This window comes from Arcobacter sp. F2176 (assembly GCF_004116465.1).
GTDB classification, from domain to species: domain Bacteria; phylum Campylobacterota; class Campylobacteria; order Campylobacterales; family Arcobacteraceae; genus Arcobacter; species Arcobacter siniprincipis.
This window is the reverse complement of sequence record NZ_PDJV01000002.1, coordinates 251,402-265,330: the sequence shown is the minus strand read 5'-3', so window position 1 is coordinate 265,330 and position 13,929 is coordinate 251,402. Positions and strand designations below refer to the sequence as shown.

Genomic DNA, 13,929 nt, shown 5'->3' with positions numbered 1-13,929 from the left:
GATAGAATTAATTGAATTTTTAAAATTCTATTCAAGATTATCTTCGCTATAATGATGCTATGTTTTAAAAGGAATTTTTTGTTTGAAATATTCCATCATAAATTAAACACAAAGGATTGATAATGAGTGACCTAATAGAAGGTTATTTAGGCAAAACAGTTGAAGGGAAGAAAAGTAGAACTCCTGCAAAATTAGATTATTTGCAAAGTGCGACGGGATTATTCCTTGGTCTATTTATGTGGGGACATATGCTATTTGTCTCAACAATTTTAGTCAGTAAAGATTTTATGTATTCAGTTACAAAATTCTTTGAAGCTAGTTTTATTTTCAATGAGGGGCAACCTATAATTGTTTCTGCAATTGCATTTTTTGTATTTGTAGTATTTATTTCACATGCTGCAATGGGTATGAGAAAATTACCAGCTAATTTCAAACAATATCAAGTGATGAAAGCACATGCAAATAGCATGGCTCATGAAGATACAAAATTGTGGTTTGTTCAAGCATTTACTGGTTTTGCAATGTTCTTTTTAGGTTCAGTTCACTTATATATTATTATGACTCAAGCAGATGCAATCGGACCATATGCAAGTGCAGATAGAGTTTGGTCTAACTGGATGTGGCCTTTATATATTCTTTTACTATTAGCAGTTGAATTCCATGGAACTATTGGATTATATAGACTTGCTGTTAAATGGGGATGGTTTGACGGTAAAGATCCAAAAGCTTCAAGAAAAAAATTAAAAGCTTATAAAAAAATTCTTACAGTGTTCTTTTTAGTTTTAGGTTTCGCTACATTAGCAGCTTATATGAAAATTGGTATGGATCACGCAGCTGCAGGAAAAGTTGGGGAAAGATATACTCCAACAGCACAAGTAATGGAATATAAAATAAATAATGGGAGAGTGGCATAATGAAAATTAATTATTGTGATGCATTAGTTATTGGTGGTGGTTTAGCAGGTTTAAGAGCTGCAGTTGCTGCACAAAAAAAAGGCTTAAATACAGTAGTTTTATCACTTGTTCCAGTTAAAAGATCACATAGTGCTGCTGCACAAGGTGGTATGCAGGCATCTTTAGGTAACTCTAAAATGAGTGATGGGGATAATGAAGATTTACACTTTGCAGATACTGTAAAAGGTTCGGATTGGGGATGTGACCAAGAAGTTGCAAGAATGTTTGTAAATACTGCACCAAAAGCTATTAGAGAATTAGCTGGTTGGGGTGTGCCTTGGACAAGAGTTAGAGAAGGTGCAAGAGAAGCAGTTATCAATGCTAAAAAAACAACAATTACTGAAGATGCTGATAGACATGGATTAATTACATCAAGAGACTTTGGTGGAACTAAAAAATGGAGAACATGTTATACAGCTGATGCAACAGGACATACAATGTTATTTGGTGTTGCAAATGAAGCTTTAAAACATGAAGTTGATATTAGAGATAGAAAAGAAGCTGTATCAATTATACATGAAGATGGAAGATGTTATGGTGCTATTGTAAGAGATTTGATTTCTGGAGAATTAGAAGCTTATGTTGCTAAAGGAACATGTATCGCAACAGGTGGATATGGAAGAGTATTTAAACAAACAACTAATGCAGTTATTTGTGAAGGTATTGGTGCTGCTATTGCACTTGAAACAGGAATTGCAACTCTAGGAAATATGGAAGCTGTTCAATTTCACCCAACTCCAATTGTACCATCAGGTATTTTATTAACTGAAGGGTGTAGAGGTGATGGTGGAATTTTAAGAGATGTAGATGGACATAGATTTATGCCAGATTACGAACCTGAGAAAAAAGAACTTGCATCAAGAGATGTTGTTTCAAGAAGAATGATTGAACATATTAGAAATGGTAAAGGTGTACCTTCTCCATATGGTGATCATATTTGGTTAGATATCTCTATTCTTGGTCGTGAACACATTGAGAAAAACTTAAGAGATGTGCAAGAAATTTGTCAAATCTTTAATGGTATTGATCCAGCTGATGAAGGTCCAAAAGGTTGGGCTCCAGTTTTACCTATGCAACATTACTCAATGGGTGGAATTAGAACAAAACCAACTGGTGAATCACAAACATTAAAAGGTCTATTTGCTTGTGGTGAAGCTGCTTGTTGGGATATGCATGGATTCAATAGACTTGGAGGAAATTCTGTTTCTGAAACAGTTGTTGCTGGTATGATTATTGGTAATTATTTTGCTGATTTCTGTTTAGAAAATGATGTAACAATTGGTACTAAAACAGTTCAAAAATTCCTTGATGAAGAAGATGCATATTTAAATGAGATTTTATCTTACAATGGAAATGAAGATATATTTAGAATCAAAAATAGAATGCAAAATCTAATGGATCAAAAAGTAGGTATCTTTAGAGATGGACCTCACTTAGAAGAAGCTGTTAATGAATTAAAAGAATTATTAGTTAAAACTAAACAAATTACTGTTAAATCAAAAGAAAGAGTTGGAAATCCAGAACTTGAAGAAGCTTATAGAGTTCCAAAAATGTTAAAAATTGCATTATGTGTTGCTAAAGGCGCTAGAGATAGAACTGAATCAAGAGGGGCACATTATAGAGAAGATTATTTAAAAAGAGATGATGCGAACTGGTTAAATAGAACATTAACTTCTTGGCCAGATAAAAATGCAATCGAACCAGAAATCACTTATGAGCCATTAGACATTATGAAGATGGAAATGCCTCCAGCATTTAGAGGTTATGGTGCTAAAGGGATGATTATTGAAAATGATTTATCTGCAAAAAGACAAGCCCAAGTTGATGAAATAACTGAAAAAATGCAAGCAGAAGGTAAAGATAGACATGAGCTACAACATGCACTTATGCCATTTGAATTACCAATGAATTATAAAGAAAAAAATGAAAGAGTAGGAGATAAATAATGAGTGACCACAAAGGTAGAGAAGTTACTATAAAAGTACTTAAATTTAATCCAAGAAGTAAAATTTCTAAACCTCATTATGTAGAGTATAAATTAGAAGAGACACCAGGTATGACTCTTTTTATTGCACTAATGAAAATTAGAGAAGAGCATGATGCAGATTTATCTTTTGACTTCGTTTGTAGAGCTGGTATTTGTGGATCTTGTGGAATGGTAGTTAATGGAAAACCTGCACTTGCGTGTAGAACACTAATTGCTAATTATCCAGATGGAGTTATTACTTTACTTCCAATGCCTGCATTCGAACTAATTAAAGATTTATCAGTTAATACAGGTAAATGGATGGATGCAATGTCTAATAGAGTTGAATCATGGATTCATACAAATCATAAACCAGACATCACAAAAATCGAAGAAAAAATTGACCCAGATATTGCAGATCAAACATTTGAATTAGATAGATGTATTGAGTGTGGAATTTGTGTTGCTTCTTGCGGAACAATGTTAATGAGACCTGATTTTGTTGGTCCTGTTGGATTAAATAGAATTGCAAGATTTGAAGTTGATCCTCATGACAATAGAACTGCTGAAGATTTTTATGAATTAGTTGGTGATGATAATGGAATCTTTGGTTGTATGTCATTAATGGCATGTGAAGATCATTGTCCAAAACATTTACCATTACAAAATAAAATTGCATATTTACGAAGAAGATTAGTAGCATTAAGATAATTATACAAGAGAGTTTTCTCTTGTATAAATAAAAAGTATAAAAAGTTAATTATCCTATGGGTAATTAACTTTTTGTATTTTAGGGGTATTAAAATTAATTTATTTTTTAATTATTTCTCATGTGTACAGAAAAAGCCTTTAATGGAGATTGAATGTCATTAGTTAACGATTATTTTTTGCTTTATCATGGTAAAACTTGTGAGCAGAAAATTACATATGGAACAGAGCACTACAAAAATAGAGATGAGTTTTTTGAAGTAGCAGCATTAGTACTAGCCCCTACAAGAAAAGATTATGAAAAGTATATATCATTAGATAGTTTTAAAAAATTAATTACCCATGTTACAAACAAAAAAGTAAAAAGTTTAGATGAGTTAAATCAACTACAATATTGCATAATAGATTCAATTGAAAATGATACAAAAAACTGTCAAATTGAGAAACTTCATGAGAGTTTAGAGTATCTAAAAAAAGAGCGTATTTTAGACTCTTCAAATTTTAATAAACTAATATCTCTTTTTGATCCTAAAGAACTAGGACTTTGTGATGAAGATTCAAAAGATGATCATATTCAAATTGATGAATCAAAATCATTTAAAGAAATAAAAATTGATTTTGAAAACCTAATAATAGAATTAGAAGAAATTTTTCAATCACAAGAGTATAAAGAAGAATTAGCAAATACAAAAGAATATCTAGAAAATCAGAAGTTCTCAATAGGAATTACAGGTGTTATGAATGCTGGTAAATCTACAATGCTAAATGCTCTAATGGGAAAAGAGATTCTAGGTAGTGCAGTAGTTCCAGAAACAGCAAATTTGACTATTGTAAAGCATGGTACACCAGAAGCAAATGTTTTTTATTGGAATAAAGAAGAGTGGAATAGAATTGAACAATCAGGAAAACAATTAGAGTCAATCAAAGAGTTTGTACATGAAACTAAAAAAATATTTGGTGATGAAATAAATAATTATATACAAGAAGATTCATATAGCGAAAAAGTTGATATTAATAATCTTGCAGCTTATACATCAGCAGAAGCCAGTGGTAAAAAATGTAATTTAGTAAAATATGTTGAACTAAAATCTGATTTAAGATTTTTAGAAGATGGAATAGAAATCGTTGATACTCCAGGATTAGATGACCCTGTAATTCAAAGAGAAGAGATAACAAAAGAGTATTTAAATCAATGTGATTTAATGATTCACTTAATGAATGTATCCCAAAGTGCGACATTAAAAGATGTAGAGTTTATAATAGACGCCCTACTTTATCAAAATATAACAAAACTTTTAATCGTAATAACAAGAGCAGATACTGTTGAAAAAGAGCAATTACAAGAAGTAATAGACTACACAAAAACTTCCATTGAAGCTCAATTAAAAGCTCAAAATAAAGATAGCCAGCTAGATTATATACTTAGAAATATAAAATTTATACCAATTTCTGGAATGATGGCATTGTACCATCGAACAGGAAGAGAAAAGAAAGCATTAGATGCTGGCTTTAAAGTAGAAGATACAGGTATTTTAGACATTGAAAACTATCTTGAAGAAACACTATTTGGTAAAAGCTCCTCAAAAACTGATTTGATAATAAAAGGTATTAAAACTCAACTTAGAAAAACAATAGAAAAAGAGATAAAATCTTTTAATTATGAATTGATTTTATTAGGTAAATCAAAAGAAGAATTAGAAGAAGATTTAAAGGACTTTGCAAAGAAAAAATCTACAAATGAATCAATTTTTGAAGCAATGAATGAAGACATTGTTGTATATAAAAATGATGCCAAAAGTTATATTCTTACCTTAGAAACATTTTTGGAAAATGAGCTTTTAGATTTACAAGAGATTATTAGAAAAAGAGTTTTTTCAGATGTTAAATACTCTTTTGAAAAGACTAAGAAAAGACCAGAGTCAAAAAGAATCAAAAGTATCGTTGAAACAGCTATAAAAGATGGAATTGTAGATGTTATTAGAGACTATAGATACAAATTTATTAAAAAGTCTCAGAATATTGGTGAAGTATTTGAACAAAAATATCAAGAAATGGGATTTACTATTGGGCATAAAAATGAAAATTTTGATGCTAGAGGATTCTTTGAAAATGATTTTAAAACAGGGTTTTTAACATCATCAAATGAGGTATTAATAAATAAAATAACAAATGAAGTTTCAAAAAGTAAAGATTCAAAACTAGGTGAATTAGATAGAAATTTACAAGAGTTTATAAAAGAAGAGTTTGAACCAATCGAAAAAAATATAAAAGAAAAAGCTCAAAATGTCTCACAAATTTTAATTGATAATTTCTTTACACAAATTTCTGAACCACTTAAAGTTTTTGAGAAAAAATTAATAAAAGATGAAAAAGCTTTACAAGACAGAATCTCTTCATTTGAAGAAAATGACTCACAAAAAGATGAATTAACTATAGAAATTCACAAAAAAGTCAAAAAACTTGAAACATTTAGTAGGGAGCTTAAAGCATGAGTATCTTAAATAGTTTTGTAAAAGAGTACAGCGATAAGTTTTTTGAAAAAGAAGAGGTATTTGAAACTGGATTAGTAGGTGATATAAAAAAAGTAAGTGTAAAGCTTATGGATGAAAAGTTTCACCCATCTTTTCAATTAAAATCTATATTAGATAAACAATTAAGACGAGCAAGATACCCTATGGAAGTTGCAATTACTGGACAATTTTCTTCAGGTAAATCTACATTTTTAAATGCCCTACTTTCAAAAAATATTTTGCCAACAGGAATTACTCCTGTTACTTCAAAAGTTAACTTTTTAAATTATGGAGAAGAGTATAAATTAAAAATAACTTATTACTCAGGTGCTCAAGAATATGCCCCTATTGAAGCAATAGCTGACTTTACAGATCAAAGAAAGAGTGAGATGAGTGAGATCAAGTATCTTACACTTTATGCGCCTATGGACATATTAAAAGATATCTCTTTTGTAGATACTCCAGGACTTAATTCTCAAAGTCAAAGTGATACAGATACCACAAGAAAAGTACTAAGAGATGTGGGTGGTATTATTTGGCTAACACTTATAGATAATGCAGGTAAAAAATCTGAAGCAGAAGTACTAGAAGAGTATATGGAACAATTTAAAAATAAATCTCTATGTGTACTTAATCAAAAAGACAAATTTACCCAAGAACAAATTGAAACTACAACAAAATATGTAAGGGAAAAATTCTCTAAATATTTTGCCCAAGTTACTCCCATCTCAGCTAAAATGGCACTTCAAGCTAGAGCTCATGATAAAGATGTTTTAATGAATGATGAATATGAAAAATTCATCAGTGAATTTAAAAATGATTTAAAAAATAACGAAGTTGAATCTTTAAACTTTTTTGAAAATAAATTTACAGAATATAAAAATAAAATATCAAAAATAAATCTTCAAGACTCAAAAGATAATATAAAACTTCAAGAAGAATCAAATATACAAAAAGTAATCGATTTTATAGAAAATACAATAAGACCTCAAGCCTTAGAATCAAAAGAGTTTGCTATTAAAAGAGACCTTATGGGGATTTGCGATATTTTAGTAAGTGAATATCAAAATATCCTAGGAGTATATGATAATCTAGTAGAAATTCTGAAATCATCAGAAAATGATGTGTTAAATGCCTTAGACAATATTCACAAAAAATACTCTAAAGAGCTATTTGCCATTTACAACTCATTAGAAGCTATTATGGAAAAAATGGCACATGAAACATTTAAAAATATCAAAACAGTAAAAGCAAATAGATACGAAAATAAAACAGGCTTTTTAAATAAAGAAAACTATGCAAAAATAGAATACAATACATATTGGATAGACAGTGATAATGTATATAAAAACCTATTTTATGACGACCAAACAATTGACAAAATGTTTAAAAAATCAATTAAAGATTTAAAACAAATAGAACTAAGTGCAGACGAATCATTTAGAGATGTTTATCGAACAATAAAAAGTAATGTTCACAGATGGCAAGAACCGTATGAATTAATTAAAAAAAATAGAGATGTTGCTTCAGATGTAGAGTTTTCAACAACAAGACACTTTGCAGCAAAAGTTTATGAAAATGTACTAATTTCATACCATAGAGCAATATTAGAAAATATTTCAGCACTTAGAAAAAAGTTTGCATATTTTAATGGTGCCTTATCATATAGCTATATTCAAACGACACAAGCTACTATTGCTCACTTTGAACAACAAATAGCTGAATCAATAATATTATATGAAAAAGAACCAACAAAATTTACAGTATATCATCCAAGAGAAGATGAGATACTAACAAAATTAAAAGCAAATTTTGGATTTGAAAAAATTGAAGACTTTTTAACTTCAAAAAGAAACTATTTATTTAAAATTATAAAATATTCAAAAGAACAATATCTAGAAATAAATGAAGAGAGAATAAACTTTGTTGAATCAAGAAAAGGTGAATATATAGATAAAATCGAGGATTTGAAAAAGATAAAAGATGAAATTTAATAAGTTTTATCTTAAATTTCCAAATTTAGATAGATTTAAGCTAAATACTATTGACAATATTGCATTTTTTTAATATTATTTCAGTCCATTTTGATTGGGGTATCGCCAAGTGGTAAGGCCTCGGCTTTTGGTGCCGATATTCGCAGGTTCGAATCCTGCTACCCCATCCAAATTGTTTTTTTATGTGCGAGTGTGGCGGAATAGGTAGACGCGTGGGACTTAAAATCCCATTCCGGTTTCGGAGTATCGGTTCGATTCCGATCATTCGCACCATAAAAGAGCGGGAGTAGCTCAGTTGGCTAGAGCTTCTGCCTTCCAAGCAGATTGTCGCGAGTTCGAGTCTCGTCTCCCGCTCCACTTTTTATGTAATGACCCGTTAGCTCAGTTGGTAGAGCATCTCACTTTTAATGAGGGGGCCAATGGTTCGAATCCATTACGGGTCACCATTACAATTTTTAATACCGCGGAATAGAGCAGTCCGGTAGCTCGTCGGGCTCATAACCCGAAGGTCGTAGGTTCAAATCCTGCTTCCGCAACCAAAATTTAGCCATAGTGTCAAGGTAGCTCAGCTGGCTAGAGCGCTGGTCTCATAAGCCGGAGGTCGGGAGTTCAAGTCTCCCTCTTGACACCATTTCTAACACACGCTGGTGTAGCTCAGTTGGCTAGAGCAGCTGATTTGTAATCAGCAGGTCGGGGGTTCAACTCCCTTCACCAGCTCCATTTTATAAATTACACACTAATAACAAATATAGAGAGTTGCCAGAGTTGGTCGAATGGACCGGTTTTGAAAACCGGCGAGGTTCACGCCTCCGAGGGTTCGAATCCCTTGCTCTCTGCCACTATTTAATTACTTTCAAAAACTTATCTTCTTTTAAAAATTTTTGTCAGGAAGTTTTATTTCTTTTTTTAAATTAATATTTATCAATTTTACCTTTTAAATTATATTTTATAATTATTGGGTTATTATAAAAATAATAAATTCTATTATTGGGAATTACAATACTATGCTAATAAAACATACATCAACTATAGATAATCTAGAAAGAGATCAAGATATTGAATTTTTCACAACGCTATTAAATAGTATTACGGAATCATATGTTATAAGTCTTGAAGCACCTTGGGGTTCTGGCAAGTCTTTTTTTATTAAATTGTGGGAAACACATTTAATAACTAATTCATATACTTGCATTACATTTAATGCTTGGGAGAATGATTTTACAGAAAATCCATTCTTAACCATTATTGGTGAAATTTCTACAGCTATTGAAAAAAAGAAAAATTTAGAAAATCCAATTCAAAGACGATTTGCAAGAGTAAAAAAACATGCTGCACCAATAGCAAAACATGTAGTTAAACTAGGTGTAAAGTTAACTACTGGAATATCATTAAATTTAGATGATAATGATGTAGAAAAAGATATTGGAGAAAGTATTGGAAATATAACAGCTTCATATGTAGAACAATATCAAGAATCAAAAAAGTCAATTTCTAAATTTAAAGAATCTTTGCAGGAATTTACTAATGACATAAAAGAGTCTACTGAAAAACCTCTTGTGATTTTTATAGATGAATTAGATAGATGTAGACCTGACTATACAATTGGAGTCCTCGAGACAATAAAACATTTTTTTAATACTAAAAATATTATTTTCATACTTGCAGTAGATAGAAAAGCACTAAAGAACTCAGTAGCATCGGTATTTAGCAGTGAAATTAATGTAGATAACTATCTTAGAAAATTTGTAGATATAAGTTTAAATCTTCCAGTAAGAAATATTGCATCATATACGAAAAATATAGCAAATCAAACATTCTCTATAAACTGTGACCGAACTATTAATCTATTTGCAGAAATTTCTGCTTTAAACAATGCAAATCTTAGAACTATAGAACAAACATTATCTTTTTATAAAATGATTATTATCACAAAAAATTATGAAAGTGAATATAAAAGAGAACTTCTAGGTTTTTTAATAGCACTTAAAGTATATTATCCAGAAAAATATCAACAACTAAAAGATAATAAAGTTTTTCAAGTTATAAAAGATATTGCATCTAATACTTCACTAAAAAAACTATTACAGGAAAAAGAAATTATATATGCAATGTTATTTGGTGCAAGTGTACCAAAATCGAAATTTAATAATTTGCGCACAATTTTTAACAATATTTGCTTAAGCCCTGATGAACAAAGAAGATCTATTGTAATGGATTATACTGATATTCCATTTACAGAAGAAACTTTAGAAGAAATTTTAAAAGAATTAGAAATTAAAAAATATAATATTAGAAATAGACTTGATACTGACGGAAAGATATCATTCCTTTTTATTTCAAGACTATCCGAAATATTATCTGATATTGATTTTGTAGAAAATTATTCAACATAAAATATTAAAGAAAAAAAGGTGCCTAAGTTTTTTCTAATAGATTTCTATACAGAAATACCTTTTTTATGACAGTCATAGTCACTATTTAAACATAGCCTAGAGTTCTCTCTTACTTAGATTTTATATCTAAAAAGGTTTAATTTTGAAAATCTCCGAGGGTTCGAATCCCTTGCTCTCTGCCACCCTTTAATTACTTTTTAAAACTTATCTGCTTTTAAACAAAAAATAATAATACTTGGAATATACTTCGCAAAAATAGCAGGACTTTACAAATGAGCGAAGAAATAGAAAACATTGTCACTAAAAAAGATAAAAATTTATTTGAAAGATTTTTTTCAAATATTACAAATTTTGATCGTTTTTTAGATCAAAGAATTGACTTTGTATTATTAAAAATAATCAATATCCTTAGATATGCTTTTATTATTGTTATGATTATGTATCTTGCTGTTTGTCTTATGAGCCTATCACATAAAGTTATTGCTATGACTATTAATCAAGGCGTATTAGACTTTGACTCAATAAAAAATATTTTAACAGATGGTTTATTTATCTTGATTATTTTAGCAATCGTAAAATCTTTTTTTATCAAACATAGTTTTGATTATGCAATTACATTTTTAGAAATAGCTTTTGTTGTTTTGGTTCGAAAACTAATACTACTTCAAACTGAACCATCTGAAACATTTCTTTTACTTGTTTTAGGTTTTACCTCTGCTTTGTTTTTTGTTCTTATAATATATGTGCATCAATACATAAAAAAAGAAAAGGTGGAAAATAAATGATTAATTTAGAATATACAGATATTTTTGATGGTAATAAAATAAAAAAAATACAATTTTCTAAACACTTTATAAAAAGTCCATATAAAGAGAAGTCACTCTTTGCCATTTTAGTTGATGGTAAATCAATGGAGCCAGTTATAAATCACAAGGCAGTAATAATTGCAGACTTATCAAATAAAAAACTTGAAGATTCAAGTATTTATTTAGTCTATTATGAAAATAAGATGTGGGTTAAAAAATATGATATATTAAATAAAATTTTTATCTCTATCAATCCTGATTTCTCTCATTTAGTTTACAAAGAAGAAGATATTCATTTAGTAGCCAAAGTAATACTCACTTTTAGCACATTTTAACCTTCATAAAAAAACTACACAATTTCTTTCAAAATCACTAAGCAATAATACTATGCCATAAATATGCCATTATTTATTTGTACTATTTTTTCAATTAAATATAAAAGGTACAATTATGAAAAAAGTAATTATTATTGGGGCAAGCTACGCGGGTTTATATGCGGCAAAAGAACTTTCAAAGAACAAAAATATTGAGATTTTACTCTTTGATAAAAATGACTATCATTACATGCAAGTGGAAGCTTATGGCTTTGTTGCTACAAAATATGATACTTCAGAGGTAACAATAAGTATAAATAATTTTGTACAAAAGCTAAATTCTAATATCACATTTTACAAAAAAGAAATTCATTCTTTTGATTCAAAAACTAATACTATCACTACAATAGAAAAAAAGACTTTTAATTATGATTATTTAATTATAGCTACAGGTTCTCTCACTAATTTTCCAATTCAAGTTCCAAATATACAAAAATATTCTACAGGAATAAAAACTCTCCAAAGAGCAACTCAAGTAAATAAAATGTATCTAGATATCCTAGAAAAAATAAATATGAGTTCTTCTGATATAGAGGAATATAATATTGTTATTGGTGGAGCTGGACTTTCAGGTGTTGAGATTGCAGCAGAAATGTCAACAGTATTTAAAAATAAGAATATTTCTAAAATAAATATCTCTATTGTTGATGGGATGAATACAGTCCTACCAAATATGAATGAAAGATTAGTTTCAGAATGCCAAAAAAGACTAAAAGAACTAGGTATACAAATATATTTAGGATCTTTTATAAAAGATGTGGATGAAAAAAATATATATTTAGCAAATGATACCCAAATAAAATATGACTATTTCATATTTACAGGTGGAATAAAAGCAATAACAATTGATTCACAAAAAGATTACGAAGTAAATAAACTTAATCAATATATTACGGATGACTACTTACATCTAAAAGGTGAAGATAATATATTTGTAGTTGGAGATGTAGCAGAAGTTACTTATAATAATAAATATTTTGCCCCTACTGCACAATTAGCCATCAGTGCAGGTCATTATGTTGCTTCATATATTCAAAAAGAAATTAATAATTCTCAATACAATATCATGGATACTTTCAAGCCAAAACTAAAAGGTACACTCATATCTCTAGGTGGTAATTATGCCATTGGATTACTATTTAATAAGTACTTTGCAAAAGGATTCTTCATCCATATGTTAAAGCATTTTGTTACAAAACTTCATAGAAATGCACTTTCATAAAATATAAAGTAATGACATAATTTTGTCATTTTTTACAATTATAATCATTTTGGAAAAAGAGAACTGGTATTTTTATAACAAATGTAACTTATAAATTAAAGGAGTATAAATGTCAAAAATAGCTTTTATTGGTTTAGGGAATATGGGTGAACCTATGGCTATAAATTTAATCAAATCTGGACATAAATTGAAAGTATTTGATTTAGCTGCTGAACCATTAAAAAGAACAGAAAAACTTGGTGCAACTATTGCAAAAACTGCAGGGGAATGTGTTGAAGATGCAGAGTTTGTTATTAGTATGTTACCAGCTGGTAAACATGTAGAGGGATTATATTTAGGCGAAACTAATCTATTAGAAAAAGTTTCAAAAGATTGCATTGTAATTGATTGTAGCACTATTGATGTAGCTACAACAAAAAAATTATCACAAGAAGCAAATAAAAAAAATATTAATATCCTTGATGCACCTGTATCAGGTGGTGTAGGTGGAGCAAAAGCTGGAACTTTAAGTTTTATGGTTGGGGGAACTAAACAAAACTTTGAAGTAATTAAAAGTTTATTATCGTGTATGGGTAAAAATATATTTCATGCAGGAGAATCTGGTGCTGGTCAAATGGCAAAAGCTTGTAATAACATGTTATTAGGAATTTTGATGGTGGGAACATCAGAAACTTTACAATTAGGAATTGCAAATGGCTTAGATCCAAAAATTTTATCTGAAATTATGTTAAATAGTAGCGGAAGAAATTGGACCTTAGAAGTTTACAATCCATCACCTAATATATTAGAAAATGTTCCATCAAGTAATAACTATGAAGGGGGATTTGCATTGGATTTAATGTTAAAAGATATGAATTTAGCTATGCAAGCTAGTTCTGAAAGTAAATCAGCTACACCCTTAGGATCTCTGTCTAGATGTTTATATGCACAATACTCAAATATGGGTAATGGACACAAAGATTTTTCATCTATTTATGATTATTTTTCTACAAAGTAAGAAAGA

10 protein-coding genes and 8 tRNA genes are annotated in these 13,929 nt (G+C 29.3%); all 18 read left to right on the top strand.

Translation table 11 applies throughout. From position 1 onward, the window contains the following. Window positions 1–122: 122 nt before the first annotated feature. The 18 genes from CRU95_RS03060 (at window position 123) to mmsB (ending at window position 13,923) form a co-directional block, all read left to right on the top strand. Window positions 123–914, top strand: coding sequence for a fumarate reductase cytochrome b subunit (locus CRU95_RS03060; RefSeq protein ID WP_129099670.1), 792 nt, complete (start codon window positions 123–125; stop codon window positions 912–914). Beyond that, window positions 914–2,899, top strand: coding sequence for a fumarate reductase flavoprotein subunit (locus tag CRU95_RS03055; RefSeq protein ID WP_129099669.1), 1,986 nt, complete (start codon window positions 914–916; stop codon window positions 2,897–2,899). The genes CRU95_RS03060 and CRU95_RS03055 overlap by 1 nt, the downstream gene beginning before the upstream one ends. Continuing rightward, complete coding sequence (locus tag CRU95_RS03050; RefSeq protein ID WP_013136461.1) at window positions 2,899–3,630, top strand: fumarate reductase iron-sulfur subunit; 732 nt, start codon at window positions 2,899–2,901, stop codon at window positions 3,628–3,630. Before CRU95_RS03055 ends, CRU95_RS03050 begins: the two co-directional genes overlap by 1 nt. 152 nt (window positions 3,631–3,782) lie before the next feature. After that, window positions 3,783–6,119, top strand: coding sequence for a dynamin family protein (locus CRU95_RS03045; protein WP_129099668.1), 2,337 nt, complete (start codon window positions 3,783–3,785; stop codon window positions 6,117–6,119). Then, window positions 6,116–8,131: a dynamin family protein gene (locus CRU95_RS03040; protein WP_129099667.1), complete on the top strand. Its 2,016-nt coding sequence runs from the start codon at window positions 6,116–6,118 to the stop codon at window positions 8,129–8,131. Before CRU95_RS03045 ends, CRU95_RS03040 begins: the two co-directional genes overlap by 4 nt. Window positions 8,132–8,226: 95 nt before the next feature. Next, a tRNA-Gln gene (locus CRU95_RS03035) sits at window positions 8,227–8,301 on the top strand. A gap of 16 nt (window positions 8,302–8,317) precedes the next feature. After that, window positions 8,318–8,404 (top strand) — tRNA-Leu (locus CRU95_RS03030). Between the two features lie 7 nt (window positions 8,405–8,411). After that, a tRNA-Gly gene (locus tag CRU95_RS03025) sits at window positions 8,412–8,488 on the top strand. Window positions 8,489–8,501: 13 nt separating this feature from the next. Beyond that, window positions 8,502–8,577, top strand: a tRNA-Lys gene (locus CRU95_RS03020). Between the two features lie 16 nt (window positions 8,578–8,593). Beyond that, window positions 8,594–8,670 (top strand) — tRNA-Met (locus CRU95_RS03015). A gap of 15 nt (window positions 8,671–8,685) precedes the next feature. Next, window positions 8,686–8,762, top strand: a tRNA-Met gene (locus tag CRU95_RS03010). Window positions 8,763–8,774: 12 nt separating this feature from the next. Beyond that, window positions 8,775–8,851, top strand: a tRNA-Thr gene (locus CRU95_RS03005). Between the two features lie 30 nt (window positions 8,852–8,881). Further along, window positions 8,882–8,970: transfer RNA gene (locus tag CRU95_RS03000), tRNA-Ser, on the top strand. Between the two features lie 165 nt (window positions 8,971–9,135). Next, a complete protein-coding gene (locus tag CRU95_RS02995; RefSeq protein ID WP_129099666.1) occupies window positions 9,136–10,524 on the top strand; it encodes a P-loop NTPase fold protein in 1,389 nt (462 codons plus the stop codon). Between the two features lie 272 nt (window positions 10,525–10,796). After that, window positions 10,797–11,309: a hypothetical protein gene (locus tag CRU95_RS02990; RefSeq protein WP_129099665.1), complete on the top strand. Its 513-nt coding sequence runs from the start codon at window positions 10,797–10,799 to the stop codon at window positions 11,307–11,309. Further along, window positions 11,306–11,665: a S24 family peptidase gene (locus CRU95_RS02985; RefSeq protein WP_129099664.1), complete on the top strand. Its 360-nt coding sequence runs from the start codon at window positions 11,306–11,308 to the stop codon at window positions 11,663–11,665. Before CRU95_RS02990 ends, CRU95_RS02985 begins: the two co-directional genes overlap by 4 nt. Before the next feature lie 115 nt (window positions 11,666–11,780). Continuing rightward, a complete protein-coding gene (locus CRU95_RS02980) occupies window positions 11,781–12,926 on the top strand; it encodes an NAD(P)/FAD-dependent oxidoreductase (RefSeq protein WP_129099663.1) in 1,146 nt (381 codons plus the stop codon). A 109-nt stretch (window positions 12,927–13,035) separates the two neighbouring features. Next, window positions 13,036–13,923, top strand: coding sequence for a 3-hydroxyisobutyrate dehydrogenase (mmsB, locus tag CRU95_RS02975; protein ID WP_129099662.1), 888 nt, complete (start codon window positions 13,036–13,038; stop codon window positions 13,921–13,923). The last annotated feature ends 6 nt before the right edge of the window (window positions 13,924–13,929 follow it).

Coding starts and splice junctions, on each gene's coding strand:
- CRU95_RS02990 (WP_129099665.1), top strand. CDS start 10,797: ATGAGCGAAGAAATAGAAAACATTGTCACTAAAAAAGATAAAAATTTA.
- CRU95_RS03055 (WP_129099669.1), top strand. CDS start 914: ATGAAAATTAATTATTGTGATGCATTAGTTATTGGTGGTGGTTTAGCA.
- CRU95_RS02985 (WP_129099664.1), top strand. CDS start 11,306: ATGATTAATTTAGAATATACAGATATTTTTGATGGTAATAAAATAAAA.
- CRU95_RS02995 (WP_129099666.1), top strand. CDS start 9,136: ATGCTAATAAAACATACATCAACTATAGATAATCTAGAAAGAGATCAA.
- CRU95_RS03050 (WP_013136461.1), top strand. CDS start 2,899: ATGAGTGACCACAAAGGTAGAGAAGTTACTATAAAAGTACTTAAATTT.
- CRU95_RS03060 (WP_129099670.1), top strand. CDS start 123: ATGAGTGACCTAATAGAAGGTTATTTAGGCAAAACAGTTGAAGGGAAG.
- CRU95_RS03040 (WP_129099667.1), top strand. CDS start 6,116: ATGAGTATCTTAAATAGTTTTGTAAAAGAGTACAGCGATAAGTTTTTT.
- CRU95_RS03045 (WP_129099668.1), top strand. CDS start 3,783: ATGTCATTAGTTAACGATTATTTTTTGCTTTATCATGGTAAAACTTGT.
- mmsB (WP_129099662.1), top strand. CDS start 13,036: ATGTCAAAAATAGCTTTTATTGGTTTAGGGAATATGGGTGAACCTATG.
- CRU95_RS02980 (WP_129099663.1), top strand. CDS start 11,781: ATGAAAAAAGTAATTATTATTGGGGCAAGCTACGCGGGTTTATATGCG.